At 61.4% G+C, this 26,020-nt stretch carries 21 protein-coding genes and 2 pseudogenes; 7 read left to right on the top strand and 16 right to left on the bottom strand.

The window, feature by feature from the left end; translation table 11 throughout:
- Nucleotides 1-8: 8 nt before the first annotated feature.
- From PSH80_RS01025 to PSH80_RS01050, 6 genes are all read right to left on the bottom strand, one after another.
- Entirely contained in the window at nucleotides 9-1,250 is a 1,242-nt protein-coding gene (locus PSH80_RS01025; RefSeq protein WP_169990613.1) for an SfnB family sulfur acquisition oxidoreductase, read from the bottom strand.
- 184 nt (nucleotides 1,251-1,434) lie between these two features.
- Nucleotides 1,435-2,211 (bottom strand): hypothetical protein, encoded by a 777-nt coding sequence (locus PSH80_RS01030; protein ID WP_220172633.1) that lies wholly within the window; start codon nucleotides 2,209-2,211, stop codon nucleotides 1,435-1,437.
- A gap of 305 nt (nucleotides 2,212-2,516) precedes the next feature.
- Nucleotides 2,517-3,263, bottom strand: a complete 747-nt coding sequence (gene tcyN / locus PSH80_RS01035) for an L-cystine ABC transporter ATP-binding protein TcyN (protein ID WP_305418840.1) — start codon at nucleotides 3,261-3,263, stop codon at nucleotides 2,517-2,519.
- Nucleotides 3,264-3,266: 3 nt separating this feature from the next.
- Nucleotides 3,267-3,932 carry a cystine ABC transporter permease gene (tcyL, locus tag PSH80_RS01040; protein WP_032884921.1) on the bottom strand — a complete coding sequence of 222 codons (666 nt, stop codon included), beginning with the start codon at nucleotides 3,930-3,932 and terminating at the stop codon, nucleotides 3,267-3,269.
- Nucleotides 3,932-4,726 (bottom strand): cystine ABC transporter substrate-binding protein, encoded by a 795-nt coding sequence (gene tcyJ / locus PSH80_RS01045; RefSeq protein WP_057437040.1) that lies wholly within the window; start codon nucleotides 4,724-4,726, stop codon nucleotides 3,932-3,934. The genes tcyL and tcyJ overlap by 1 nt, the downstream gene beginning before the upstream one ends.
- A 177-nt stretch (nucleotides 4,727-4,903) precedes the next feature.
- Nucleotides 4,904-5,896, bottom strand: coding sequence for a D-cysteine desulfhydrase (locus tag PSH80_RS01050; RefSeq protein ID WP_057437042.1), 993 nt, complete (start codon nucleotides 5,894-5,896; stop codon nucleotides 4,904-4,906).
- A 166-nt stretch (nucleotides 5,897-6,062) separates the two neighbouring features.
- Between PSH80_RS01050 and epsC the strand changes: the two genes are divergently transcribed.
- Both epsC and betT read left to right on the top strand, forming a co-directional pair.
- Complete coding sequence (epsC, locus tag PSH80_RS01055; protein WP_057957992.1) at nucleotides 6,063-6,989, top strand: serine O-acetyltransferase EpsC; 927 nt, start codon at nucleotides 6,063-6,065, stop codon at nucleotides 6,987-6,989.
- 408 nt (nucleotides 6,990-7,397) lie between these two features.
- A pseudogene (gene betT, locus PSH80_RS01060) lies at nucleotides 7,398-9,361 on the top strand (choline transporter BetT).
- Between the two features lie 49 nt (nucleotides 9,362-9,410).
- Here betT and tauD read toward each other — a convergent pair.
- From tauD to PSH80_RS01095, 7 genes are all read right to left on the bottom strand, one after another.
- Nucleotides 9,411-10,247 (bottom strand): taurine dioxygenase, encoded by an 837-nt coding sequence (tauD, locus tag PSH80_RS01065; RefSeq protein WP_057437048.1) that lies wholly within the window; start codon nucleotides 10,245-10,247, stop codon nucleotides 9,411-9,413.
- Between the two features lie 12 nt (nucleotides 10,248-10,259).
- Nucleotides 10,260-11,087, bottom strand: coding sequence for a taurine ABC transporter permease TauC (tauC, locus tag PSH80_RS01070; RefSeq protein ID WP_057957994.1), 828 nt, complete (start codon nucleotides 11,085-11,087; stop codon nucleotides 10,260-10,262).
- Entirely contained in the window at nucleotides 11,084-11,863 is a 780-nt protein-coding gene (gene tauB, locus PSH80_RS01075) for a taurine ABC transporter ATP-binding subunit (RefSeq protein ID WP_057957995.1), read from the bottom strand. The genes tauC and tauB overlap by 4 nt, the downstream gene beginning before the upstream one ends.
- 16 nt (nucleotides 11,864-11,879) lie before the next feature.
- On the bottom strand, nucleotides 11,880-12,857 hold the full coding sequence (tauA, locus tag PSH80_RS01080; RefSeq protein WP_305418846.1) for a taurine ABC transporter substrate-binding protein: 978 nt from the start codon (nucleotides 12,855-12,857) through the stop codon (nucleotides 11,880-11,882).
- A gap of 244 nt (nucleotides 12,858-13,101) precedes the next feature.
- Nucleotides 13,102-14,685 (bottom strand): glutamate--cysteine ligase, encoded by a 1,584-nt coding sequence (gene gshA / locus PSH80_RS01085; protein WP_057437054.1) that lies wholly within the window; start codon nucleotides 14,683-14,685, stop codon nucleotides 13,102-13,104.
- A 215-nt stretch (nucleotides 14,686-14,900) separates the two neighbouring features.
- On the bottom strand, nucleotides 14,901-15,284 hold the full coding sequence (locus tag PSH80_RS01090) for a PaaI family thioesterase (RefSeq protein WP_057437056.1): 384 nt from the start codon (nucleotides 15,282-15,284) through the stop codon (nucleotides 14,901-14,903).
- On the bottom strand, nucleotides 15,284-17,620 hold the full coding sequence (locus tag PSH80_RS01095; protein ID WP_115127153.1) for a Tex family protein: 2,337 nt from the start codon (nucleotides 17,618-17,620) through the stop codon (nucleotides 15,284-15,286). Before PSH80_RS01095 ends, PSH80_RS01090 begins: the two co-directional genes overlap by 1 nt.
- A 334-nt stretch (nucleotides 17,621-17,954) precedes the next feature.
- Here PSH80_RS01095 and ompR point away from each other — a divergent pair, with 334 nt between their 5' ends.
- Nucleotides 17,955-18,695: a two-component system response regulator OmpR gene (ompR, locus tag PSH80_RS01100; RefSeq protein ID WP_032856582.1), complete on the top strand. Its 741-nt coding sequence runs from the start codon at nucleotides 17,955-17,957 to the stop codon at nucleotides 18,693-18,695.
- A gap of 116 nt (nucleotides 18,696-18,811) precedes the next feature.
- Nucleotides 18,812-20,125, top strand: coding sequence for an ATP-binding protein (locus PSH80_RS01105; RefSeq protein WP_057437058.1), 1,314 nt, complete (start codon nucleotides 18,812-18,814; stop codon nucleotides 20,123-20,125).
- Between the two features lie 129 nt (nucleotides 20,126-20,254).
- Here PSH80_RS01105 and rimK read toward each other — a convergent pair whose 3' ends face one another.
- Nucleotides 20,255-21,160 carry a 30S ribosomal protein S6--L-glutamate ligase gene (gene rimK, locus PSH80_RS01110; RefSeq protein ID WP_057957998.1) on the bottom strand — a complete coding sequence of 302 codons (906 nt, stop codon included), beginning with the start codon at nucleotides 21,158-21,160 and terminating at the stop codon, nucleotides 20,255-20,257.
- On the bottom strand, nucleotides 21,157-21,573 hold the full coding sequence (locus PSH80_RS01115) for an ATP-dependent zinc protease (RefSeq protein ID WP_239688414.1): 417 nt from the start codon (nucleotides 21,571-21,573) through the stop codon (nucleotides 21,157-21,159). The genes rimK and PSH80_RS01115 overlap by 4 nt, the downstream gene beginning before the upstream one ends.
- A gap of 348 nt (nucleotides 21,574-21,921) precedes the next feature.
- Between PSH80_RS01115 and PSH80_RS01120 the strand changes: the two genes are divergently transcribed.
- Complete coding sequence (locus PSH80_RS01120; RefSeq protein ID WP_305418853.1) at nucleotides 21,922-22,329, top strand: RNA-binding S4 domain-containing protein; 408 nt, start codon at nucleotides 21,922-21,924, stop codon at nucleotides 22,327-22,329.
- 41 nt (nucleotides 22,330-22,370) lie between these two features.
- On the opposite strand, the gene PSH80_RS01125 is transcribed toward PSH80_RS01120, so the two are convergent.
- Nucleotides 22,371-23,171 carry a phosphatase PAP2 family protein gene (locus PSH80_RS01125; protein ID WP_057957999.1) on the bottom strand — a complete coding sequence of 267 codons (801 nt, stop codon included), beginning with the start codon at nucleotides 23,169-23,171 and terminating at the stop codon, nucleotides 22,371-22,373.
- 126 nt (nucleotides 23,172-23,297) lie between these two features.
- Here PSH80_RS01125 and hslO point away from each other — a divergent pair, with 126 nt between their 5' ends.
- A complete protein-coding gene (gene hslO, locus PSH80_RS01130) occupies nucleotides 23,298-24,200 on the top strand; it encodes an Hsp33 family molecular chaperone HslO (protein WP_057437064.1) in 903 nt (300 codons plus the stop codon).
- A 179-nt stretch (nucleotides 24,201-24,379) separates the two neighbouring features.
- Nucleotides 24,380-25,937, top strand: a pseudogene (locus PSH80_RS01135) (phosphoenolpyruvate carboxykinase).
- The last annotated feature ends 83 nt before the right edge of the window (nucleotides 25,938-26,020 follow it).

A 26,020-nucleotide genomic window follows, 5' to 3' on the forward strand; every position in this document is an offset into this window, starting at 1 on the left:
TCTGGTCGTCAGATCCAGGAATGCCGGGCCGGCAAGGTTCCGTTGAGGTGCCAGGCGCCCACCGCGTGATACTTCCAGCGCACCGGGTCGTGCAGGGTGTGCACCCGTGCATTGCGCCAGTGGCGGTCGAGGTTGAACTCGGCGAGGGTGGCGCGGCTGCCGGCCAGTTCGAAGAGTTTCTCGCTGACCTGCAGCGAGACTTCGGTGGTCAGCACCTTGGCTTGTGCCACGGCAATCGAGGCCCGGGCGGCGGAGTGTGCGGTGATGGGCGCGGCGCTGACCTGGTCCAGCACCTGGCCGGCCTTGCGCAGCAGGGCTTCGGCGGCATGCAGTTCGATTTTCAGCTTGCCGATGTCGGCGATCACATAGAGGTCGTCGCTGGCCCGTTCGACCTTGGCGTCGATCCACGGCCGCGAGCGTTCACGGACAAAACTGATGGTGTCGTCGAGGGCGCCACGGGCGATGCCGGCGTCGATGGCCGCCTGGATCAATTGCGAGACCGCGCCCTGGATGCCCGGGGTTTGCCCCAGGCGCCAGATCGGTACCACCAGATCGGCGTCCACTGGCACATTGTTCAGCAACACGGTGCCGCTGGCGGTGGTGCGTTGGCCAAAGCCCGACCAGTCATCGACGATGCGCAATCCCGGGGTGCCACGGCGCACAAACGCCATGACCTGGCGGCCTTCGTCGTCCAGGGCCTTGACCGCGACCCAATGGGCAAACAGCGCGCCGGTGGAGTAGAACTTCTGGCCGTTGATGACAAAACCGTCACCCTCGGCGCTGATCCGGGCCTTCACATCCAGGGTGTTTTTGGTACCGCGTTCCGGCCCGCCATTGCCGATGCGCCAGCCGTCGAGCACGCTTTGGAACAGCTGTTTTTTCTGTGATTCGCTGGCGGCGCCTTGCAGCACGTGCAAGATGCCAAAGTGGTTCTGCGGGATCTGCCCCAGGGCCGGGTCGACGGCGCTGATAATCGCGAACACTTCAGCCAGGGTCACAAACGACACTTGCGGGCCACCGTATTCGCGGGGGATGGAAATGCTCCCCAGGCCACTGCGGGTGAACTGTTCGATTTCGGCCCAGGGCAGTTTGCGCTGGCGGTCGCGCAGCCCGGCTTGCAGGCGGGCGGCCTGGGCAAGCGCGTGGGCAGCGGCGAGGGCTTCACTGTCGTTGCGCAGCACCTGGGTGGGCAACAGCAGCGGGGCGATATCCAGATCGCTCTGGAGGGGCGATTGCGCCAAGTTAGACATCGGTGCGCCCCTGCGTGGCGACACGTAATGCCCTGGCGTTGTGCACCGGGGTAATGTTGACCATACCTACCTCACATCCGTGGAAAAGCTAAAAATCAGGAATGTCCGGTGGTCCGGTGCATATACCCTAAGCGTGTTTATTTTTTAAATAAACTAACTTTTAGGAATATGCATAGAAGGTCTGTCACCCCGGTTCGCACGGCGAGCCAGGACGCCGGGGCTGGTACACCGACAAAGCATCGGCTGCGCCTGTGGCGTTGGCCTGGGCGATGCTCACGATGCGCCCGGGTGCCCAGCGCGAGTTGTTGCCCACGCGGTCGATCACGCAGTAGGTGACCTCCTGGCGGGCATCGTCCCCGGCCTCCAGGATCAGCGCCGAAGGCACCCAGACCTGCACGGGGTGCCCCACCTCGGCGGCCTGGATCGGGGGCAGGTCCAGGCGCGCGTCGCCCCAGCGCAGAGTGATTGCATCACCGGCGGCCATGTTCAGGTAGGGCTCGATGGTCAACGGTACGCCCCGGCGGATCTGGCTGGGGTTGACGCCATGGCGGCGGATGGTTTCAGGCAGGGCGACGGGGGCCAGGTTCTGGTTTTCTTCGGCACACAGCACTGAAGGCGGCCCACCCGGGCAAGCGGTCTTGACCTGCACCCGGGTAATCATGGAGCGCGCCGGGCCGCGCCCCACTTGCATGACCCGGTAATGAATGCGTGCAGCACCGTTTTGCACAAAGCTTTCGGGCACCCGCAGATGGCTGGTCAAGCCGATATCGGCGGCGCCTACACGCTTGGAGGCGGCAAAGCAGTTGTTCCAGAACAACTCGATCAAGTCGCCCTTGCCCATGTTCGGGTAGGGGGCGATATCGACCTGCAAATGAGTGGCGGCCTGCGCGTTGATACCTTGTTTATGAGCTTGGGGTACTGTCGGCGCGGCGAGCATGGCCGGGGGGGTAATGTGCGTCATAAATAATCTCCTTGATGCAGCCAGCAGCGATCGTTCCGAACCTCAGGCGTGGGGTTCGAAAGGAACGATTTTTTTGAAAAGCCAGGATGGGATCCAATCCTTTGAGCCCTAGATAAGAGGGTTGGCCAGGGGGCGTCAATGGCGGCAAAAGGCTAAGCGGCGGGTTTGGGATTATTCAGAAGGGTCTTACTGGAGGGTGTTATTAAAGGGGGGTCTGACAGGCACTTTGCCGAATGAATACGGGGATTTTTCCGAAAGTCACAAACCTTGTAGGCGCCGGCAAGCCGGCTCCTACAGGGGGTGGGTCAGTGGGTGAGGAATTTGCTGAGGAACTGCCGGGTGCGTTCTTCCCTGGGGTTGGCAAACAGCGCCTTGGCTTCGCCTTGCTCGACGATCACACCCTTGTCGAAGAAGATCACCCGGTTGGCCACGTCACGGGCAAAGCTCATTTCGTGGGTGACGATGACCATGGTGCGTTTCTCTTCGGCGAGGCTGCGGATGGTCGCCAGGACTTCGCCTACCAACTCCGGGTCGAGGGCCGAGGTCGGTTCATCGAACAGGATCACTTCCGGCTCCATCGCCAAGGCTCGGGCAATGGCCACCCGCTGCTGCTGGCCACCGGACAGGCGCCGGGGGTAGGCGTCTTCCTTGCCCGCCAGGCCAACCTTGGCCAGCAGTGCGCGACCGAGGCGGTCAGCGGCTTCGCGTGGCATCTTCTTGACCACCAGCGGGCCTTCGATGACGTTCTCCAGGGCGGTGCGATGGGGGAACAAGTTAAAGCCCTGGAACACAAAACCCACATGCTGGCGCAGGCGCCGCACCAGGCCCTGTTGCTGGTTGAGCGGGCGGCTGCCGTCGATCTCGATGTCGCCGACCTTGATCCGGCCACTGGTGGGTTCTTCGAGGAAATTCAGGCAGCGCAGGAAGGTGGTCTTGCCCGAGCCGCTGGGGCCAATGATGGCGACAACTTCGCCTTCCTGGACCTCCAGGCCGATCCCGTTGAGCACCACCTGACCCTTGAATTGTTTGGTCAGTTTTTCAACCACGATCATGCTTCAAGACTCCAGGTCATGCCGGTTGACCCGGTCTTCCAGGCGATTCTGAAAATGCGCCAGGATGCTGGCCAGAACCCAGTAGATCAGGGCCGCGGACAGGTACATGGTGAAAATTTCAAAGGTGCGTGCCGATACCAGTTGGGCCTGGCGGAACAGCTCGGGCACCTGGATGGTGGCGGCCAGCGCCGTGTCTTTTACCAGCGAAATAAAGCTGTTGCCCAGGGGTGGCAGGGCCGTGCGCATTGCCTGCGGCAGGATGGCCCGGCGCAAGGTCTGTGCGCGGGTCATGCCGATACTGGCGGCAGCTTCCCACTGGCCACGCTCGATGGAGGCGATGGCGGCGCGCAGGATTTCACAGGCATAGGCCGCCATGTTCAGCGAGAAGCCGATCATCGCTGCCGGGATCGGATCCAGCTCGATGCCCACCTGCGGCAAGCCGTAATAGATCAAGAACAGCTGCACCAGCAACGGCGTGCCGCGAAAGAACGAGACGTAGACCCTGGCCGTCCAGCTCAAGAGCTTGAAGCGCGACAGGCGCATCAAGGCCAGGCCGAAGCCCAGCAGCAAGCCGAAAAACATCCCGCCGAGGCTGAGAATCACCGTGTAGTACGCGCCCTTGAGCAGAAAGGGCGCGGAATCGAGCGCGAGTTGGAAACCTGCTTCCATTATTGGGTGACGTCAGCGTTGAAGTATTTCTCGGACAGCTTCTTCAAAGTGCCGTCGGCGCGCAGTTTGTCGAGGGCCTGGTTGACCGCTTCAAGCAGCTCAGGCTCGCCTTTGCGCAGGGCAATCCCGGCTTCCTGGCGGGAGAAGGCTTCACCGGCAGCGGCGGTGTCCTTGGCTTTTTTCGCATATTCCAGGGCCGCCAGGCGGTCGATCAGAATCGCGTCGATACGGCCGATGCGCAGGTCCTGGAATTTGGTGGGGTCGTCGTTATAGGTCTTGATGATGGCTTTGGGCTGGTTGTCCTTGAGCCATTGTTCGTAGTTGGTGCCAAGGCCCACCCCGACTTTCTTGCCGGCCAGGTCGTCGGCGGTCTTGATGGTGTCGACGTTTTTCGCCAGGGTCAGCGCCTGGATCCCGGAGACGGTGTAGGGCTTGGAGAAATCGTATTTTTTCTTGCGCTCTTCGGAGATCGTCACCTGGTTGACCACTGCGTCGAGGCGCTTGGATTCCAGGGCGGCGAGGATGCCGTCCCACGGGGTAGCCTGCAGCTTGACCTTGACCCCCAACTCCTTGGCCAAGGCTTCGGACAGCTCGGCTTCAAAGCCACTGAGCTTGCCGTTTTCATCGACGAAACTGAACGGTGGGTAGGTGCCTTCCAGGCCGATCTTGATCTCGCCGGCCTTCTTGATGTTGCCCAGTTGCTCGCCGGCAACTGCCTGGCCCAGCAAGCCGGCGCCAAGCGCCAGGCCCAATGTGCCAACCAGCAACGTGCGACGCAGTACAGAAATAGTCATGACAAGCCCCTGTGTTTTTTATGGTGAGCGAAGCAGGTGACGCAGTGGTCGTATCCTGCCCTAAAAACGCGGTGTGTGGGAGCGCGACTATAGGGCGAGTTTGAAAGCGTTAAAAATAATATAAATTAAACTTTATATTCCATTTTTGCATATGAAGTAGAGATTCAATGTGTCCAATCAGAACACTGAGTCATAGGCAAACAACGCCGGCGCGCCGCCGGTGTGCAGGAAGATGATCGGCCCTTCAGCGAAGGCCTGGCGACCGATACCGTCGAGCAATCCGGCCATGGCCTTGCCGGTGTAGACCGGGTCCAGCAACAGGCCTTCCTGGCTTGCCAGCAGCTTGATTGCCGCCAGGGTGCCGGCGTTGGGTTCGCCGTAGCGCGGGGCGAAGTATTCGTCCCATAAAATCACGTTGAAGGCGTCGGGTACCGCCACCCCCAGCAACTGCGCCGTGCGCTCGGCCAGGCCTTGAACCTTGGGCCGTTGCGCTTCGTCGGTGCGCGACACGGTGACGCCAATCACCGGCAAGTCCGGCAGCACTTCACTCAACGCCAGGGCCAGGCCGCTGTGGGTGCCGGCGCTGCCGGAGGCCAGGACCACTGCCGCGAACTGCAGGCCGCTGTCTTCGATCTGCCCGGCCAGTTCCAGCCCGGCCCGCACATAACCCAGGGCGCCCAGGGCGTTGGAGCCGCCAATGGGCACTATGTAGGGGTTTTTGCCGTTGCTGCGCAGGCGTTCGGCCAGGGCGTTGAGTTGCTCGTCGGCGTTGTCCAGGTTTTCGACCAATTCGACCTTGGCGTCGAACAGCTCGACCAACAGGCGGTTGCCGTTGCCCAGGTAGTTGGGGTCGTCGGTGCCCGTGGGATTTTCCAGCAGGGCGACACAGCCCAGGCCCAGCTTGGCGGCGAGGGCTGCGGTCTGGCGCACATGGTTGGACTGGATCGCGCCGGCGGTGATCAACGTGTCGGCGCCTTGGGCCAGGGCATCGGCGGCGAGGTATTCGAGCTTGCGCAGCTTGTTGCCGCCCATGGCCAGCGGCGTGGTGTCATCGCGCTTGATGTAGATATCACGGCCCAGCCAGGTCGACAGTCGTTCGAGTTTTTCCAGGGCGGTGGCGCCGCCCAGCAGGTTCAGACGATTAAAACGGTCGAGCTGTTGTTTGATCATGGTTACGCACGGGTAATAGAAGATGGGGAGGACTATAGGCAGGGCTTTTTGCCGGGGCAACCGCCAGATGCTTATGCCAAAGTGTTATTAGCATCGCACCATTGGTTCTTAAGGGCCGCCCGGTTGCATACCGTAAAGTGTGGCCATTACCTCAGGAGGGAATACCGTGAGTGAGCGTTCCAGTCATTGGCAGTTACAGACCATCGTCAGCCAGTTGCGCGGCGCCCGGGATCAGTGGCGTACCCGCAATGGGCGGGTCAGCGGCGAGCAGGGCGGTCGCGAGTTACCGTCGCGCGAGGCCGTGGCGCAAATTCTTGAAGCGCTGTGCGGTGCGCTGTTCCCCATGCGCCTGGGCCCGGTGGATCTGCGTGAGGAAAGTGAGGACTTCTACGTCGGCCATACCCTGGATGTGGCGCTCAACGCCTTGCTCGCCCAGGCCCGCCTGGAGTTGCGCTACGCCGCGCGCCAGGGCGGCAATGCCGATAAGGAAGTCGATGCACTGGCCATCCGCTTGATCCAGGACTTTGCCCTGGCTTTGCCGGCGCTGCGCAGCTTGTTGGACACCGATGTGCTGGCGGCCTATCACGGGGATCCGGCTGCACGCACGGTGGATGAGGTGCTGCTGTGCTATCCGGGCATCCTCGCGGTAATCCACCATCGCCTGGCCCACCATTTGTATCGCGCCGGGCTGCCTCTGCTCGCGCGGATCAGCGCGGAAATCGCGCATTCGGCCACCGGCATCGACATTCACCCAGGCGCGCAGATCGGCCCGAGCTTCTTTATCGACCACGGCACGGGTGTGGTGATTGGCGAAACGGCGATCATTGGCGAGCGGGTGCGTATCTATCAGGCGGTGACCCTGGGCGCCAAGCGTTTCCCGGCGGATGAAGATGGGCAGTTGCAGAAGGGCCATCCGCGCCACCCGATTGTCGAGGACGATGTGGTGATCTACGCCGGGGCGACGATCCTGGGGCGAATCACCATCGGCAAGGGTTCGACCATTGGCGGCAACGTGTGGCTGACCCGCAGCGTGCCGGCGGGGGCGAATATCACGCAGGCGAACTTGCAGCATGATGACGGGACGCAGAAGTAGCGACGACCTGATGGGGGAGCGGGCTTGTGTGGGAGCGGGCTTGCCCGCGATGGCGGTAGGCCAGTCAAATACCTCTAACCTGACACTCAGTTGTCGCGGGCAAGTCCGCTCCCACAGGGGATGGCATTTCAATTTAGGCCAGCAATCGCTGAACGTTTTACCTTCCCCACACGTCATACCCTTCCTTGAGCTAGTGTAGGAATTACCTACCACTCAGCCCTGCGATTAGTCCAAGACCGCCTATCCATGTTTAACTTGAACGTTCGTTCAAGTTAAACCGGTGGTTCGCTGCCCGCTCACAACAGGAGGCTTACCTTTGCTGAGTCCGTTTTATACAGCCACATCCAATACCCTCGAGGTGCACCGTTCATGAGTGCATCGTCTGTTCCTTCAAGCGGCCAGGTGCGTATGAATGCACCGGTGTTTTACTTCGCCGCCAGCTTCATCCTACTGTTTGGTGTCACCGTAATCGCGATCCCCGAGCAGGCCGGCGCCTGGTTGCTGGCCGCGCAAAACTGGGCGGCCAATACGGTCGGCTGGTACTACATGCTGGCGATGACCCTGTATCTGGTCTTCGTGGTGGTCACCGCGTTGTCTGGCTACGGCAAGATCAAACTCGGTGCCGACCACGACGAGCCCGAATTCAGTTACCTGTCCTGGGCCGGCATGCTGTTTGCCGCCGGGATCAGCATCACGCTGTTTTTCTTCTGCGTCTCGGAACCCTTGACCCACCTGGTGCAACCGCCCCAGGGCGAGGCCTTGAACGCCGACGCGGCGCGCCAGGCCATGCAGGTGCTGTTTCTGCATTGGGGCCTGCATGGCTGGGGCGTCTTTGCGTTCGTCGGCATGGCCCTGGCGTACTTCGCCTACCGGCATAACCTGCCGCTGGCCTTGCGTTCGGCGCTGTACCCGCTGATCGGCAAGCGCATCAATGGCCCCATCGGCTATGCGGTGGATGGCTTCGGCATCATCGCCACGGTGTTCGGCCTGGGCGCGGACATGGGTTTTGGGGTGCTGCACCTCAACTCGGGCCTGGACTACCTGTTCGGCATCGCCCACACCCAATGGATCCAGGTCGGCCTGATCACCCTGATGATGGGCGCGGCGATCCTGGTCGCAGTGGCCGGTGTCGACAAGGGCGTGCGGGTCATGTCCGACATCAACATGCTGCTGGCCTGTGCGCTGCTGCTGTTTGTGTTGTTCGCCGGGCCCACCCAGCATTTGCTCAACACCCTGATCCAGAACGTCGGTGACTACCTGGGCGCACTGCCGACCAAGAGTTTTGACGTCTACGCCTACAACGAGCCCAGCGATTGGCTCGGCGGCTGGACCGTGTTTTATTGGGCCTGGTGGATCGCATGGTCGCCGTTCGTGGGCCTGTTTATCGCACGCATTTCCCGTGGCCGGACCATCCGCGAATTTGTCTTCGGCGTGCTCCTGATCCCACTGGGTTTCACCCTGGCCTGGATGTCGATCTTCGGCAACAGTGCGATTGACCAGGTGCTCAACCACGGCATGGCGGCGCTGGGGCAGTCGGCCATCGACAACCCGTCGATGAGCCTGTACCTGCTGCTGGAAACCTATCCATGGAGCAAGACTGTCATCGCGGTCACGGTGTTTATCAGTTTTGTGTTCTTTGTCACCTCGGCCGACTCCGGCACCGTGGTGCTGTCGACCCTGTCGTCCAAGGGCGGCAATGCCGATGAAGACGGGCCGAAGTGGCTGCGGGTGTTCTGGGGCGCCATGACCGCGCTGGTGACCAGCGCCTTGCTGTTTGCCGGTAGCATTGACTCGCTCAAGTCGGCGGTGGTGCTGACGTCGTTACCGTTCTCGTTGATCCTGCTGTTGATGATGTGTGGGGGCTGCACAAGGCGTTCTACCTCGAATCGAAGCAGATCGCCCGGATGCATTCCCTGGCACCCGTCTCGGCGGCCTCCCGCAGGGGCCGTGGCGGCTGGCGCCAGCGCCTGAGCCAGGCGGTGCATTTCCCGTCGCGCGATGAGGTGTACCGCTTCCTCGAAACCACGGTACGCCCGGCGATTGAAGAAGTGACGGCAGTGTTTGTCGAGAAGGGCCTGAACGTCGTCACCCAGCCTGACCCGTCCAACGACAGCGTCAGCCTGGAAATCGGCCATGGCGAAGAGCGTCCGTTTGTCTATCAGGTGCAGATGCGCGGCTACTTCACGCCGTCCTTTGCCCTCGGTGGCCTGGGCTCGAAGGCAATCAACAACCGTCGCTACTACCGCGCGGAAGTGCACTTGAGCGAAGGCAGCCAGGATTACGACCTGGTGGGCTACACCAAAGAGCAGATCATCAACGACATCCTCGACCAGTACGAACGGCACTTGCAGTTCCTGCATCTGGTCCGCTGATGCAACCTTTGTAGGCGCCGGCTTGCCGGCGCCTACAGGGCGTGTCGGATCAGAACGGCACATCACCCAGAATCGTCGCCCGATGCATCACACGCCGCTGTGGCCGATAGTCGTCCACGGCGTAGTGCTGCGTCACGCGGTTGTCCCAGAAGGCCACGTCGTTGGCTTGCCAGCGCCAGCGCAGGGTGAATTCCGGGCGAGTGGCGTGGGCGAACAACAGCTTGAGGATGACTTCGCTTTCGGCCGGCTCCAGTTCGTTGATCTTGCTGGTGAAACCCTCACTGACAAACAGCGATTTACGCCCGCTGACCGGGTGGGTGCGGATCACCGGGTGGGACAGGGGAGGGTTCTTTTTGCGCGCTTCTTCCCAGCGGGCCAGGTCTTGGGCGGTGTTGCCGTAACGTTCCTGAGGGAACGAGCGGGTGAAGTCATGGGTTGCCGTCAGGCCGGTCAAAAAAATCTTCATCGGTTCCGACAGTGCCTCGTAGGCCGCAATACCGCTGGCCCACAAAGTGTCACCGCCAAAGGCCGGCAGCAGCTTGGCGCTGAGCACCGCGCCCAGGGCCGGGGTGGGCAGGAAGGTCACGTCGGTGTGCCAGATGGCATTGTCGCGCACGTCGGTGACGGCGGTGTCGAGCACCAGCACTTCAGGCTGCTCGGGCACGTTGGGGTAGATCGGGTGAATGTGCAGGTCACCGAAATTCGCCGCGAAGCGCGCTTGCTGCTGCGGGGTGATCGGCTGGTCGCGAAAGAACAGCACCGAATGCTGGAGCAGCGCGCGCTCGATGGCGTCGCGCTGTTCGAGGTTCAGCGCCTGGGTGATATCGACGCCACTGATCTGGGCGCCCAGGGCGGTGCTTAAGGGGGTAACGGTCAGGTGGCTCATGTTGTTCTCTTCCTAGTGGGCCTGGCCATGCCAAGGCACCCATTTACGCTGCAGGGCGCGCAGGCCCATTTCCATGGCAAAGGCGATCAGCGCGATCACCAGAATGCCCAGTACCACCACGTCGGTGACCAAAAATTGCGCGGCTGACTGCACCATGAACCCCAGGCCGCTGGTGGCGGCGATCAACTCGGCGGCCACCAGGGTCGACCAACCGACACCCAGGCCGATGCGCACGCCGGTAAGGATATCGGGCAGGGCGCTGGGCAAGATCACATGGCGGATCAACTGCGCCCGCGTGGCGCCCAGGGACTGCGCTGCGCGCAATTTGGCCGGGTCGACCGTGCGCACGCCGGTGGCGGTGGCGATGGCAATCGGGGCGAAGATCGCCAGGTAGATCAGCAACACCTTGGACAGCTCACCGATGCCGCACCAGATCACGATCAAGGGCAGGTAGGCCAGCGGCGGGATCGGCCTGTAGAACTCGATCAGCGGGTCGAGAATGCCGCGGGCGATGCGGTTGGCGCCGATAGCAATGCCGATCGGCACGGCGGTCAGCACTGCAAAGCCCAGGCCCAGGCCGATACGGCCAAGGCTGGCACCCAGGTGCTGCCAGAGGGTGGAGTCCATATAGCCGCTGGTCGCCAGCAGCCAGCCCTTTTGCAGCACGGCAGACGGAGGCGGCAGGAACAGCGGCTCGATCAGCCCGCTGGCGGTCACGGCCCACCACAGCGCCAGCAGCGCACCCAGGGTCAGCCCGCTGATCCAGCGTGTGCTCAGGTTGCGGCGCAGCGCCGGGGTGGCCGGGCTGACGGCGGTGGCCGGGATTTCATAACTGCTCATGCGGACACCTGCCGTTGCGAGAACACTTTGCTCAGCACGTGTTCGCGGGTTTCGATAAACCGTGGGTCGGACTTGATCGCACGGGCCGACTCGCCGGCCGCGTAACGCTGGCCAAAGTCCAGGCTCAGGCGCTCGACGATTTGCCCGGGGTTGGGCGCCAGCAGAATCAGGTCGGTGGCGAGGAACACCGCTTCTTCGATGTCATGGGTGATCAGGAATACCGGCTTGGCCGTGCGCCGCCAGACTTGCAGCAGCAGTTCCTGCATCTGTTCACGGGTGAAGGCATCGAGGGCGCCGAAGGGTTCGTCCATCAGCAGCACCCGTGGGTCGGCAGCCAGGGCGCGGGCCAGGCCGACGCGTTGTTTCTGCCCGCCAGACAGCTGCCAGATGCGCCGGCTGTCAAAGCCGGCCAGGTCCACCAGGGCAAGCATTTCCCGGGCGCGGACTTGCCGCTGGGCCTTGGGCACACCGGCCAGCTCCAGGCCGAAGCCGACATTGGCCAGCACGTCTTGCCAGGGCAGCAGGGCGTCGTCCTGGAACACCACGCCACGCTCGGCACTCGGGCCTTGCACGGGCACGCCATCGAGGGTGATGCGTCCGGCGCTGGGTTCGACGAAGCCGGCAATCAGGTTCAACAGCGAAGTCTTGCCACTGCCGGAAGGGCCGAGGGCCACCAGCAATTGCTGGGGGCCGAGGGTCAGGGAAATATCCGCCAGCACGGGCGTGGTTGCGCCTGGGTACTGTGCGCTGATGCGCTCCAGCTGTAGCAAGGCCATCGCGATGAACTCCTGATCAGTTAGTGATGAACTTGGCGCTGACGTAAGGGGCGTAGTCCGGCAGCACGGCCTCGACCTTGCCTTGTTCCTTGAGGAACGCGGCGGTATCGGTCACGGCCTTGGTGGTCGGGGCGCCAAGTAGCGTCACTTGGTCGGCGGCCAGTGGGTAGACGTTGCCTTGCAGCAGCAGCGGGATATCACTGGCCTTGGCGCCGGAGAGCTTCACCAGTTTGTCGACGTTGCCCTTATCGGCCAGCCAGGCTTGTGGGTCTTTACGGTATTGGGCGTAGGCATCAAGGGTGACTTTGGCAAAGGCGCTGACAATTTCTGGGTGCTTCTCGGCAAAGTCCTTACGCACGATCCAGGCATCGAAGGTCGGAGCGCCGAACTTGGCCAGTTCGCCCGAGGTGATCAGCACCTTGCCGTTTTCCTTGGCCACGCCCAGGGCCGGATCCCAGACATAAGTGGCGTCGATATCGCCACGCTTCCAGGCGGCGATGATGGCCGGCGGGGCGAGGTTGAGTACGGTGACTTTCGACGGGTCGATGTTCCAGTGCTTGAGCGCGGCCAACAGGCTGTAGTGGCCGGTGGAAACAAACGGCACGGCGATTTTCTTGCCGATCAGGTCCTGCGGGCTGTTGATCCCGGAACCGTTGCGCGCCACCAGGGCTTCGGCGCCACCGATCTGGGTGGCGACGAGGAAGGTCTGCACCGGCACTTTGCGGGTGATGGCTGCGGTCAGCGGGCTGGAACCGAGGTAGCCGATCTGCACATCGCCGGACGCGATGGCGGCGATGATATCGGCGCCATTGTCGAATTTGCGCCAGTCGATAGTGGCGTTCGTGGCTTTTTCATAAGCGCCGTCGGCCTGGGCGACTTTGGCCGGGTCAACGGTGGTCTGGTAGGCGATGCTCACGTCGGCCGCCTGGGCAAACAGGCTGGCGCCGGCCAGGGACAGGGCCGCCAGGAGGCGTAAAGGGGAAGGTCGTAGCATGGAGAAGCTCCTCATCAGGCGGCCAGACGTTGGCGTGTGAGGAGACTAAATGATCTAAGAATCCGAAAATAAATAACCTTTTCGAATTAGCTTATGAGGAGAAAAGTGCAAACAGAGCTTCAGGGCCATGAAATTAATGGGGGAGCTGGCTTGCCTGCAATAGCGGTGTAACAGCCGACATCTTATTTGGATGTGACGGCCTCATCGCAGGTAAGCCAGCTCCCACTGGGGGCATCGGATGGCGTCAGTTACTGATCGCCAGGATGCTCGCCTGGTACGCCCCGACAAACACGTCGAAATCGCCCACTTCGTTCTGCTCCAGCTCCGCCTGTTGCGCCAGCGATGTACGCGCCAGCTCTTCAAAACGCGCCTGCTCGTCTGCCGGCAACGGCTCGCTACGGAAGTACTCGGCATGCACTTCGCTCTGACGCAGGGAGAACTGCGCAAAGCTTTCCTTGTGCTCCTGCATCGCGGCCAACACTTGGGCCGACGGGGTCAGGGACGAATCCTGGATCTTCGCCAACTGGGCATCCAGTGCCTGGCTGTGTTCGCTGATGCCCTGGCTCTGGTCCAGCAGGGCAGCCAGCGGGGCGATTTTCTCCAGCAGTTCGGCGGCCCATTCCTTCATTTCCACCGCCTGGCCGCGACGCTGCAATTGCAGCCCCGGACGCCGGCCTTCCTTGACCACACTGAGGAAGTTCGACGTGGCATTGCCGCACTCGTTGTTTTCGAACAGCGGGCTGTCGTCCAGCGCGCAGTACAGCAGGAACGCGTCGAGGAAGCGCGACTCCGGCAGGTCGATGCCCATCGGCAGGAACGGGTTGATGTCCAGGCAGCGCACTTCGATGTACTGGATGCCACGGGCCATCAGCGCCTGGATCGGCCGTTCGCCGGTGTAGGTCACGCGTTTGGGGCGGATGTTGGAGTAGTACTCGTTTTCGATCTGCAGGATGTTGGTGTTGAGCTGTACCCACTCACCATCCTTATGGGTGCCGACTTCGACGTAGGGCGCGTAGGGCGTTGCCACCGCTTCGCGCAGGCTGTCGGTGTAGCTGGCCAGATCGTTGTAGCACGGCGTCAGGCCGGCCTGGGCGTTGCTCTGGTAACCCAGATCGCTCATGCGCAGGCTGGTGGCATAGGGCAGGTACAGGGTGTCGGCATCGAACTGTTCCAGCTGGTGGGAACGCCCGCGCAGGAAACCCGCATCCAGGGCTGGCGAGGCACCGAACAGGTACATCAGCAGCCAGCTGTAGCGGCGGAAGTTACGGATCAGCGCGATATAGGCCGTGGACTGGTAGTCACGGTCGGTGCCCACGAAGCCTTCGGCTTCCTTGAGCAACGGCCACAGCTCTTCCGGCAGGGAGAAGTTGTAGTGGATACCGGCAATGCACTGCATGGTCTTGCCGTAGCGCAGGGCCAGGCCCTTTCGATACACGTACTTGAGCTGTCCGATATTGGAGGTGCCGTAGTAGGCAATCGGAATATCTTCCTCGGCCGGCAACGGGCACGGCATCGATGGACTCCACAGGTACTCGTTGCCGAGCTTGCTGTAGGCAAAACGATGAATTTTGTCGAGGCTGCGCAGGGTATCTGCCGGGTTGGGCAGTGCCGGCGTGATGAACTCCAGCAGCGACTCGGAATAGTCGGTGGTGATCGACTCATGGGTCAATGCGGCGCCCAGGGCCTCTGGATGCGGCGTTTGAGCCAGGCGGCCTTCGCCGGTGACACGCAGGCATTCACGCTCGATGCCGTGCAGGCAGTGCTCAAGCAAAGAGAGGTGTTCGCGCTTGCCGAGCAGAGCCAGGCGGCGGTTGAGAAGTTCGCTCAAGTTGGATTCCTTCACGCGTCAGTCGCCCCAATATGGGGGTGGGCAAGACGGTCTACAAGGGTGAAGTTAAAACTGGCGTTATCGCCTGGTTTTCGAGCCGGAACAACCTGCTCTGAAAGTGCCGACTTCATTCCCTGAATTTGGCTATCGCGCAGGAAGAAAATTCCGACGCTGTTTTCGCAGCGCCGAAATTAACCCAAATTGATGACAGGGAGCTATAGGACAGCGAAGGTGCCTTGTGCTTTTGCGACGAGTCTTTCGTCCTGATACACCTCGGCCTCGACCACCAGCGTGCGCCGGCCGGGGTGGATGACCCGGGCGGTGCACAGCACGTCACCGTCGGACACGGCACGGATGTAGTTGATTTTGCACTCGATGGTCGCGCTCTGCTGGTCAAAACCGTGGGAGCTGGAACAGGCCAGCCCCATGGCAATGTCCACCAGGCTGAAAATCGCCCCGCCATGGAGCTTGCCCGCGCGGTTGCGCAATTGTGGCTCCAGGCTCAGGGCAACCTCGGCAACGCCCTGGTCCAGGCGTTGCAGACGGCAGCCGAGCAGCTCGCTGAAGGCGCTGTGGGTCAAGCCGGCTGGCAGCTCCATCAGCGCTTTTTCAGTTGCTTGGCGTTGGCGAACAGCGAAGCCATGGCGTTATTGGCCGGGGCTGCGGTGGTGGCTTCCTTACGCGGTGCAGTGTTTTCCGAACGGTTTTGCGACTGGCGCGGTGCTGAACCCGGGCGTGCGCCACGGGCACCGTCGATTTTCTCGCCGGGGGTATCGCTCATGCGCATCGACAGGCCCACGCGTTTGCGCGGGATATCCACTTCCATGACCTTGACCTTGACCACATCCCCGGCCTTCACCGCTTCACGCGGATCCTTGATGAACTTCTCTGAAAGCGCGGAGATATGCACCAAACCGTCCTGATGCACACCGATATCCACAAATGCGCCGAAGTTGGTCACGTTGGTCACCACGCCTTCGAGGATCATCCCCAGTTGCAAGTCCTTGAGGTCTTCGACGCCTTCCTGGAACTCGGCGGTCTTGAACTCCGGACGCGGGTCGCGACCCGGTTTTTCCAGTTCTTGCAGGATGTCGGTGATGGTCGGCACACCGAAGGTTTCGTCGGTGTACTTCTTCGGATCCAGGCGCTTGAGGAACGCGGCGTCGCCGATCAGCGAGCGGATATCGCGGTCGGTTTCAGCGGCGATGCGCTGTACCAGCGGATAGGCTTCCGGGTGGACTGCCGAGGCGTCGAGCGGGTTGTCACCGTTCATCACGCGCAGGAAGCCGGCGGCCTGTTCGAAGGTTTTTTCGCCAAGGCGTGCGACTTTTTTCAGCGCCGCTCGGGTCTTGAACGCGCCGTTTTCATCGCGATGGGTGACGATATTCTGCGCCAGGGTGGAGTTGAGGCCGGAAATCCGCGCCAGCAGGGCAACCGAGGCAGTGTTGACGTCGACGCCGACCTTGTTCACACAGTCTTCCACCACTGCATCCAGGCCGCGCGCCAGTTTCAGCTGCGACACGTCGTGCTGGTACTGGCCGACGCCAATGGATTTAGGGTCGATCTTCACCAGCTCGGCCAGTGGATCCTGCAGGCGGCGTGCGATGGACACCGCGCCACGGATCGACACGTCGAGGTCGGGGAATTCCTTGGAGGCCAGTTCCGACGCCGAGTACACCGAAGCGCCCGCCTCGGAGACCATGACCTTGGTCATTTTCATGCCTGGGTATTTTTTGATCAGCTCCAGGGCCAGCTTGTCGGTTTCGCGGCTGGCGGTGCCGTTGCCGATGGCAATCAGGTCTACCGCATGCTTGGCGCACAGGGCGGCGAGGATGGCGATGGTCTGGTCCCACTTGTTGTGCGGCACGTGCGGGTACACGGTGGCGTGGTCCAGCAGCTTGCCGGTGGCGTCGACCACGGCGACCTTGCAACCGGTGCGCAGGCCCGGGTCCAGGCCCAGGGTTGCGCGCGGGCCGGCCGGAGCGGCCAGCAGCAGGTCGTGCAGGTTGTGGGCGAATACGTTGATCGCCTCGGTCTCGGCGCCGTCGCGCAGCTCGCCCAGCAGGTCGGTTTCCAGGTGGGTGTAGAGCTTGACCTTCCAGGTCCAGCGCACGACTTCACTGAGCCATTTATCCGCAGGACGATTCTGATTCTGGATGCCGAATTGTTGGCCGATCATGCCTTCGCACGGGTGCATGGTGCCCGGCAGTTCGTCGCCGACCTTCAGCGCGGAGCTGAGAATGCCTTCGTTGCGGCCGCGGAAAATGGCGAGGGCGCGGTGGGACGGCATGCTTTTCAGTGGTTCGTCGTGCTCGAAGTAATCGCGGAACTTGGCGCCTTCTTCCTCTTTGCCGGCGATCACACGGGCGCTGAGGGTGGCTTCCTGTTTCAGGTAGTTACGCAATTTTTCCAGCAGGTTGGCGTCTTCGGCGAAACGCTCCATGAGGATGTACTTGGCGCCTTCGAGGGCGGCCTTGACGTCGGCCACGCCTTTTTCGCCATCGACAAAGCGCGCGGCTTCGGTTTCCGGGGTCAGGGACGGGTCGTTGAACAGACCGTCGGCCAGCTCGCCGAGGCCGGCTTCCAGGGCGATCTGGCCCTTGGTGCGGCGCTTCTGCTTGTACGGCAGGTACAAGTCTTCGAGGCGGGTCTTGGTGTCGGCGAGCTTGATATCGCGTTCGAGTTGCGGGGTCAGCTTGCCCTGCTCCTGGATGCTGGCGAGAATGCTGACACGCCGTTCGTCGAGTTCTCGCAGGTAGCGCAGGCGCTCTTCCAGATGCCGCAGCTGGATATCATCGAGGCTGCCGGTCACTTCTTTACGGTAACGGGCGATGAAGGGCACGGTGGAGCCTTCATCCAGTAGAGCGACGGCCGCTTCGACCTGTTGTGGGCGTACACCGAGTTCCTCGGCGATGCGGCTGTTGATGCTGTCCATAAAACCACCTGAAATTCTTGAAAGCAGTGCGCAGGCCCGGAAAACAAGGCTCTGCGCGGCTGGTTGAGCGGCCCGACTGGCGCCGCTGCCTGGGTCAAGAGGCAGCCTATTGACCCTCGAAATCGAAAAAGTCACGACAAGCAGATGAAAAAACACCAGGCCGGCCACGGTATTGCCCGGCACTGAGGCGCGGCATTATAACCAGCGATCCGTTCTTGGGGGGATTGCGCCAGGCGCCGGCGCACTGGTGGTTGGAGAAAAATCTGCTAACAATGCGTACCGTGCGTATAACGGCAGCTAAGCCATAATGCGCGCCAGATAAGAGGAGCATCCAATGAGCAGCACTGCACAAACTGCTGAAGGCGAAAAAATTCTCATCGTTGATGACGATCCGGGGCTGAGCAGCCTGCTGGAGCGGTTCTTCACCTCCAAGGGCTACCGTGCCCGCGCGGTGCCGAACACCGAGCAGATGGACCGCCTGCTCGGGCGCGAAGTCTTCAACCTGGTCGTGCTCGACCTGATGTTGCCCGGCGAAGACGGCCTGACCGCCTGCAAGCGCCTGCGCAGCACCAACAACCAGATCCCGATCATCATGCTGACCGCCAAGGGCGATGAGCTGAGCCGTATCAAGGGCCTGGAACTGGGCGCCGACGACTACCTGGCCAAGCCATTCAACCCCGACGAGCTGATGGCGCGGGTCAAGGCCGTATTGCGTCGCCAGGCGGCTCCCGTACCGGGCGCGCCAGGCAGCGAAGATGAAAGCGTGACCTTTGGTGACTACGAGCTGTCGCTGGCTACCCGTGAGCTCAAGCGTGGCGAAGAAGTCCACATGCTCACCACGGGCGAGTTCGCAGTACTCAAGGCGCTGGTGATGAACGCTCGCCAACCGCTGACCCGTGACAAGCTGATGAACCTGGCCCGTGGTCGTGAATGGGACGCCCTGGAGCGCTCCATCGATGTGCAGATTTCCCGTCTGCGCCGGATGATCGAGCCGGATCCGTCCAAGCCGCGTTATATCCAGACAGTGTGGGGCGTGGGTTACGTGTTTGTGCCGGACGGCACTGCAACCAAGTAATCGATGATTTGCACATGCGGGTATTCCGGAGTTCGATCCCAAGGGGTCGGCCGGATGCCCGGCGTCTGCAATTCTGCGAGCGTGGCTCGCTCTTGCCAGGTGTCTAGCTGTCTTCTATGAAAACCCCGCTGTGGTTCCCCCAAAGTTTCTTCTCCCGCACCCTTTGGCTGGTGCTGATCGTCGTGCTGTTTTCCAAGGCGCTGACCCTCGTTTATCTATTGATGAACGAAGACGTGCTGGTGGACCGGCAGTACAGCCATGGTGTTGCGCTGACATTGCGTGGCTACTGGGCTGTGGATCCCGAGAACCGCGAAAAAGTCGCCAAGGCGTCGACGTTGACCCGCGTGGATGGGGCTGGCGTGCCGGAAGGCGAGCAGCATTGGCCTTACAGCGAGATCTACCAGCGCCAGATGCAGGCCGAACTGGGTGAAGACACCGAGGTGCGCTTGCGCATGCATGTATCACCCGCCCTCTGGGTGCGCGCGCCGAGCCTGGGCGATGCATGGATCAAGGTTCCGCTGTATCCGCACCCGCTGCGGGGGCAGAAGATCTGGAACGTACTCGGCTGGTTCCTGGCCATCGGCCTGCTTTCCACCGCGTCGGCCTGGATTTTCGTGCGCCAGCTCAACCAGCCGCTCAAGCGCCTGGTGTTCGCCGCCAGGCAACTGGGGCAGGGGCGCAGCGTGCGCCTGCCGATCAGCGATACGCCCAGCGAAATGACCGAGGTCTATAGCGCGTTCAACCAGATGGCCGAGGATGTCGAACAGGCCGGTCGCGAGCGTGAGCTGATGCTGGCCGGGGTGTCCCACGACCTGCGCACGCCGCTGACACGCTTGCGCCTGTCCCTGGAACTGATGGGCAACCACACCGACCTGACCGATGACATGGTCCGTGATATCGAAGACATGGACGCGATTCTCGACCAGTTCCTGGCGTTTATCCGCGATGGTCGCGATGAGGTGGTGGAAGAAGTGGACCTGACCGACCTGGTCCGCGAGGTCGTGGCGCCCTATAACCAGAATGGCGAGCAGGTACACATGCGCCTGGAGCCGATCCAGCCCTTTGCGTTGCGCCGGGTCTCGATGAAGCGCCTGTTGAACAACCTGATCGGCAACGCCTTGCATCATGCGGGCACCGAGGTGGAAGTCGCCGCCTATGTGTCTGGTGACACCAACGCGCCCTATGTGGTGCTGAGTGTCATGGACCGTGGCGCCGGGATTGATCCGGCGGAGCTGGAGGGCATTTTCAACCCCTTCACCCGTGGCGACCGTGCCCGTGGTGGCAAAGGCACCGGCCTGGGGCTGGCGATTGTGCGGCGGATTGCCTCGATGCATGGTGGCAATGTTGAGCTGCGCAACCGTGCCGATGGCGGGCTGGAAGCGCGGGTGCGCTTGCCGTTGGGGCTGATGTTGCCAAGGGATGCGGTCTAAGCCACGACGAAAATCAAATGTGGGAGCTGGTTTGCCTGCGAAAAAAACTAACAGTGATGTTGAATGTTAGTCAGTCATCGCAGGCAAGCCAGCTCCCACACTGGTTTGTGCTGCCCTAAAGGGCGTATTTCAGCCCTTGCCCTTGGTCCGGGTCAGATTCGGCCCGCTGTTCTTCTCCAGATGCTGAATGATGATCCCCGCCACATCCTTGTTGGTGGTGGTCTCAATTCCTTCCAGGCCTGGTGACGAGTTGACCTCCATCACCAGTGGCCCGTGGTTCGAGCGCAGGATATCCACGCCCGCCACACTCAAGCCCATGACCTTGGCTGCGCGCAGGGCGGTCATGCGTTCTTCCGGGGTGATCTTGATCAGGCTGGCGCTGCCACCCCGATGCAGGTTGGAGCGAAACTCCCCCGGCTTGGCCTGGCGCTTCATCGCGGCAATCACCTTGTCCCCCACCACGAAGCAACGGATATCGGCCCCGCCGGCTTCCTTGATGTATTCCTGGACCATGATGTTCTGCTTGAGGCCCATGAACGCTTCGATCACCGACTCTGCCGCCGTGGCGGTTTCACACAGCACCACGCCAATGCCCTGGGTGCCTTCCAGCACCTTGATCACCAATGGCGCACCGTTGACCATCTCGATCAGGTCGGGAATGTCATCGGGGGAATGGGCAAAACCAGTCACGGGCAAGCCGATGCCCCGGCGCGACAGCAATTGCAGGGAGCGCAGCTTGTCCCGGGAGCGGGCAATGGCCACCGATTCGTTGAGCGGAAACACCCCCATCATTTCAAACTGGCGCAGGACCGCGCAGCCGTAGAACGTCACCGAGGCCCCGATACGCGGGATCACCGCGTCGAAGCCTTCCAGTGGTTTGCCCCGGTAGTGGATCTGCGGCTTATGACTGGCAATGTTCATATAGGCGCGCAACGTATCGATCACCACCATCTCATGGCCCCGTTCGGTGCCGGCCTCGACCAGACGGCGGGTGGAATACAGACGCGGGTTACGCGACAGCACAGCGATCTTCATGCAACACCTGTGGCAGCAATAGTGGAGACCGGGAACACCGGCTTGTCTTGAACGTACTTGAGCCCCGGGTTGACCACTAACTGGCCGTCGATCAGGGCTTTGGAACCTAGCAACAGGCGGTAACGCATGGTTTTGCGGCAAGCCAGGGTGAACTCCACCCTCCATACCCGATCACCCAGGGCCAGGGTGGTGCTGATGACGTAGCGCACCTGCGCCTGGCCGTTGGAGCTTTTAATGGTTTTCATGGCCACCAGCGGTGCTTCGCAGCGCCGGTGACGCAGTTGCACCACGCTGCCCAGGTGCGCCGTAAAGCGCAGCCATTTTTCACCGTCACGCTCAAAAGGCTCGATCTCGGTGGCATGCAGGCTGGAGGTACTGGCGCCGGTGTCGATCTTTGCGCGCAGGCCCGCCACGCCCAAATCGGGAAGTGCCACCCATTCACGCAGACCGACAACGGTCAAATGGTCAAATGTCTTCAATATGAACAACCGGCAATCAGGGAAATTTCGACGTCATACGACACTAGCGTCCAATAGCTCACGGATTGTGACAACCCAGGACCGTTGACGAGCGCTTGGCGCCGAATTCGCGGTATTCACGCAGAATATTCACCAAATGGCGACAGATATCTTCACACCATAAAAAACGACGGCTGAAGGGAAACTGCCTGACACCTGGCGTATCTTAGGTGAGCCTTGGCGTTTGTGCGTCGAAGGGATTCGACTGTTAAGTTGCGACATTTTTCAGAGCGAGGAATTCAAGTGGCTCAAAAGCAGGAAGAGGACGAAAAAGTCCGTTTGGACAAGTGGCTGTGGGCCGCACGTTTCTACAAGACCCGGGCCTTGGCCAAGGCCGCCATCGAGAGCGGCAAGGTGCACTGCCGAGGCGAGCGCTGCAAGCCGGGCAAGGAACCGCGTGTTGGCGACGAGTTGCAGATTCGCATCGGCTTTGATGAGAAAACCGTGTTGGTGGAGGCGCTCTCCATCGTCCGCCGAGGCGCGCCTGAAGCCCAGGCGCTGTACACCGAGACCCCCGCCAGTATTGCCAAGCGCGAGAATGCGGCGGCCATGCGCAAGGCCGGAGCCTTGGGTATGAGCACCGACGGCAAGCCGAGCAAGAAAAAGCGCCGCGACCTGTTCAAGTTTCGCGGCAGCGGCAATGATGATTGAGGGGTTACGTGCAGGAGCCGATCAGGCTCCTGCACCAGGGCTCAGGCGTTGCGGATCACGCTCAGGCGATTGATCGCGGGTACCCGTTGAAGCAGCCGGAATACCGGTTCGGTTATGCGTAGCAGCCAAGCTGAGACCTTCGCCGCAAACGGTGTGTAGTAACCCCAACCCAGCGCTAACAGCGCCAGCAGTACGCCACCGATGTAGTCGTCCTGCCCCCAGTGAGCACCTGCCACCAGGCGCGGCATCATAAACAGCAGTGCCAGGCCCCAGATCAGTACCACCTGGCCGATCCGCTTGGCAAACACGCTCATGAACATCCCCCAGATCAGCAACACTGAAGCATGATCACCGGGGAAACTCTGGCTGGAACGGTCTTTCAATTCCCAGGTTTTTTCCAGGTTCGGGAAATAGTCGCTCATATGGATCGCTCCACTGATCACCATCGACGGGCTATTGTGCTGCCAGCCCATCTGCGCCGCGAGCTTGGAAAACAGCATGCGGATAAACAGCAGTAACAGCAGAATCGCGAGGAAACCGAAAAACGCCTGGCGCACTTCAATCGCCTTGAACACCCATTCGCCGCGAATCAGCAGCATCAGCAGGATCACCCCGACCACCGCATCAAATGGCCGCAGGCTGGCGATCGCCCATACATGCAGCCAGGTCGGGTTGCTGGCCAGCGGGTCGTTGAGCAGATGAAACAGCCATTCGTCGAATATCACGCAAAGCATCTGGCCTGCGGGCCATAGCCAAAAACACAGCAGCCCCAGAGCGAGTAAATTGCACAGGGCCAATCGCCCGAGGTTCCACTTGGCTTGGAACAAACCCGGATTGTTCATAAACTGTTTCCTCTTCGCTCTAAACTCTCTTCACCTATCAGAAGAAAAGCGCACCAAATTGGTGCTAAAGCGCATAATTTTAGAAACATTGTCATCACTTTGTCATCAATTCAGATACCCAGACCTATGACTGATCTACCGGATACCGACTTCACCCAACGTTTCCTCTTTGACGACAACGACGCTCGTGGCGAGCTGGTTGCCCTGGAGCGCAGCTATGCCGAAGTCCTTGCCAAGCATCCCTATCCGGAGCCGGTCGCGCAGTTGCTTGGCGAACTGATGGCCGCCGCGTCGCTGCTGGTGGGCACCATGAAGTTCGATGGCTTGCTGATCCTCCAGGCGCGCTCCGAAGGCCCGGTGCCGATGCTGATGATCGAGTGCTCCAGTGAGCGGGAAATCCGTGGCCTGGCACGTTATGACGCAGACCAGATCCCGGCGGACGCGACCCTGGCCGACCTGATGCCCAACGGCGTGCTGGCGTTGACCATCGACCCGACCGTTGGCCAGCGTTACCAGGGCATTGTCGATCTGGACGGGGAAACCCTGTCCGACTGCTTCACCAACTATTTCGTCATGTCCCAGCAAGTGGGCACCCGCTTCTGGCTCAATGCGGACGGCAAGCGCGCCCGTGGCCTGCTGTTGCAACAGCTGCCGGCGGACCGTATCAAGGACGAGGATGAGCGCGAGGAAAGCTGGCGCGGCCTCACTGCCCTGGCCGGTACCCTGACCGCTGAAGAGCTGCTGGGCCTGGACAACGAAACCATCCTGCACCGCCTGTACCATGAAGAGGAAGTGCGCCTGTTCGATGCGCAATCGCTGCGTTTCCATTGCAGCTGCTCCCGCGAGCGCTCGGGCAATGCCCTGGTGAGCCTGGGCCTTGAGGATGCGCAGAACCTGGCGGTGGAGCACGGTGGCAGAATCGAGATCGACTGCCAGTTCTGCAACCAGCGCTACCTGTTCGACGCTGCCGATATCGCCCAATTGTTCGCTGGCGCTGGCGTTGACACCCCTTCTGGTACCCACCACTAAAACGTTTAAGCACAGGTAAATCACCTGACAAACGCCGGATTAGAGGTGTTCTGACGGGAGGGCCCTACTTTTTTTGGGCTTTTCTGGCATAATCCGGCCCACTTTTTTCGCGGTAGTAGTGCGCAACTTTCTACTACAAAACGTTTGGAGCACTCGGCCATAGGCCGACGGGGAACCTCATGACGCAAGCCAATAACGCCGTATACACCGATCTGAGTGTTGACGATCTGGTCAAAGAAGCCCTGCAGCGCGGTGAAGGCGTGCTTGCCGATACTGGCGCGCTGGTCGTAGAAACCGGTCACCGTACCGGTCGTTCGCCGGTCGACCGTTTCATCGTTGAAGAGCCATCCACCCAGGCCGCTATTGCCTGGGGCCCGATCAACCGCAAGTTCCCGGCCGACAAGTTCGATGCCCTGTGGGCTCGCGTCGAGGCTTTCAACAACGCGCAAGAGCATTTCGTTTCCCACGTGCATGTAGGTTCTGCCGAAGAACACTACCTGGCCGTGAAAATGACCACTCAGACTGCCTGGCAGAACCTGTTCGGTCGTTGCCTGTTCATCAACCCGGCCCAGTACAACCCGGCCGGGCGTGAAGAGTGGCGGGCGTGAAGAGTGGCAAGTGCTCAACGTTGCCAACTTTGAATGTGTGCCTGAGCGTGACGGCACCAATTCCGATGGTTGCGTGATCCTCAACTTCGCCCAGAAAAAAGTCCTGATTGCTGGCATGCGTTACGCCGGCGAGATGAAAAAAGCCATGTTCTCGGTGCAGAACTTCCTGCTGCCGGCCGCTGACGTGCTGCCAATGCACTGCGCTGCCAACATCGGTGAAGAAGGCGACGTGACCTTGTTCTTCGGCCTCTCCGGCACTGGCAAGACCACCCTGTCCGCCGACGAAAGCCGCTACCTGATCGGTGACGACGAACACGGTTGGGGCGAAGGCGTGGTGTTCAACATCGAAGGCGGTTGCTATGCCAAGTGCATCGACCTGTCGGAGAAGAACGAGCCGGTCATCTGGAAAGCCATCAAGCACGGCGCCGTCCTGGAAAACGTGGTGATCGACGATGCCAAGCACGCCGACTACACCAACGTCAGCCTGACCCAGAACAGCCGCGCGGCGTACCCGCTGGAGCACGTTGCCAAGCGTTCCGAGAAGAACCTGGGCGGCGAGCCAAACGCGGTGATCTTCCTGACCTGCGACCTGACTGGCGTACTGCCACCGGTGTCGATCCTCAATGAAGAACAAGCGGCCTACCACTTCCTGTCCGGCTACACCGCACTGGTGGGCTCGACTGAAATGGGTTCGGGCAGCGGCATCAAGTCGACCTTCTCCACCTGCTTCGGCGCACCGTTCTTCCCGCGCCCAGCTGGCGAATACGCAGAGCTGCTGATCAAGCGCATCCGTGGCTTCGGCTCCAAGGTCTACCTGGTCAACACCGGCTGGACCGGCGGTGGCTACGGCGTCGGCAAACGCTTCAACATCCCGACCACCCGTGCGGTGATCGCAGCGATCCAGAGCGGCGCGTTGATCGGTGCGCAAACCGAGCACCTGGACACCATCAACCTCGACGTGCCATTGGCCGTACCGGGCGTTGAGACCGGCCTGTTGAACCCACGCAACACCTGGGCTGACAAGGCTGCCTACGACGAAGCAGCGAAGGCCCTGGCCGGCCTGTTCGTCGAGAACTTCAAGAAATTTGAAGTGAGCGACGCGATCAAGGCAGCGGGTCCGAAGTTGTAAGATTCGCTAGCTGTTGAAAAGCCGCCCCTAGTGGGCGGCTTTTTTGTGCGCGTGGAAATCTCGATGAGCGTAGAGCAGGGCGG

It is taken from the genome of Pseudomonas sp. FP818 (assembly GCF_030687335.1).
Classification (GTDB): Bacteria; Pseudomonadota; Gammaproteobacteria; order Pseudomonadales; family Pseudomonadaceae; genus Aquipseudomonas; species Aquipseudomonas shahriarae.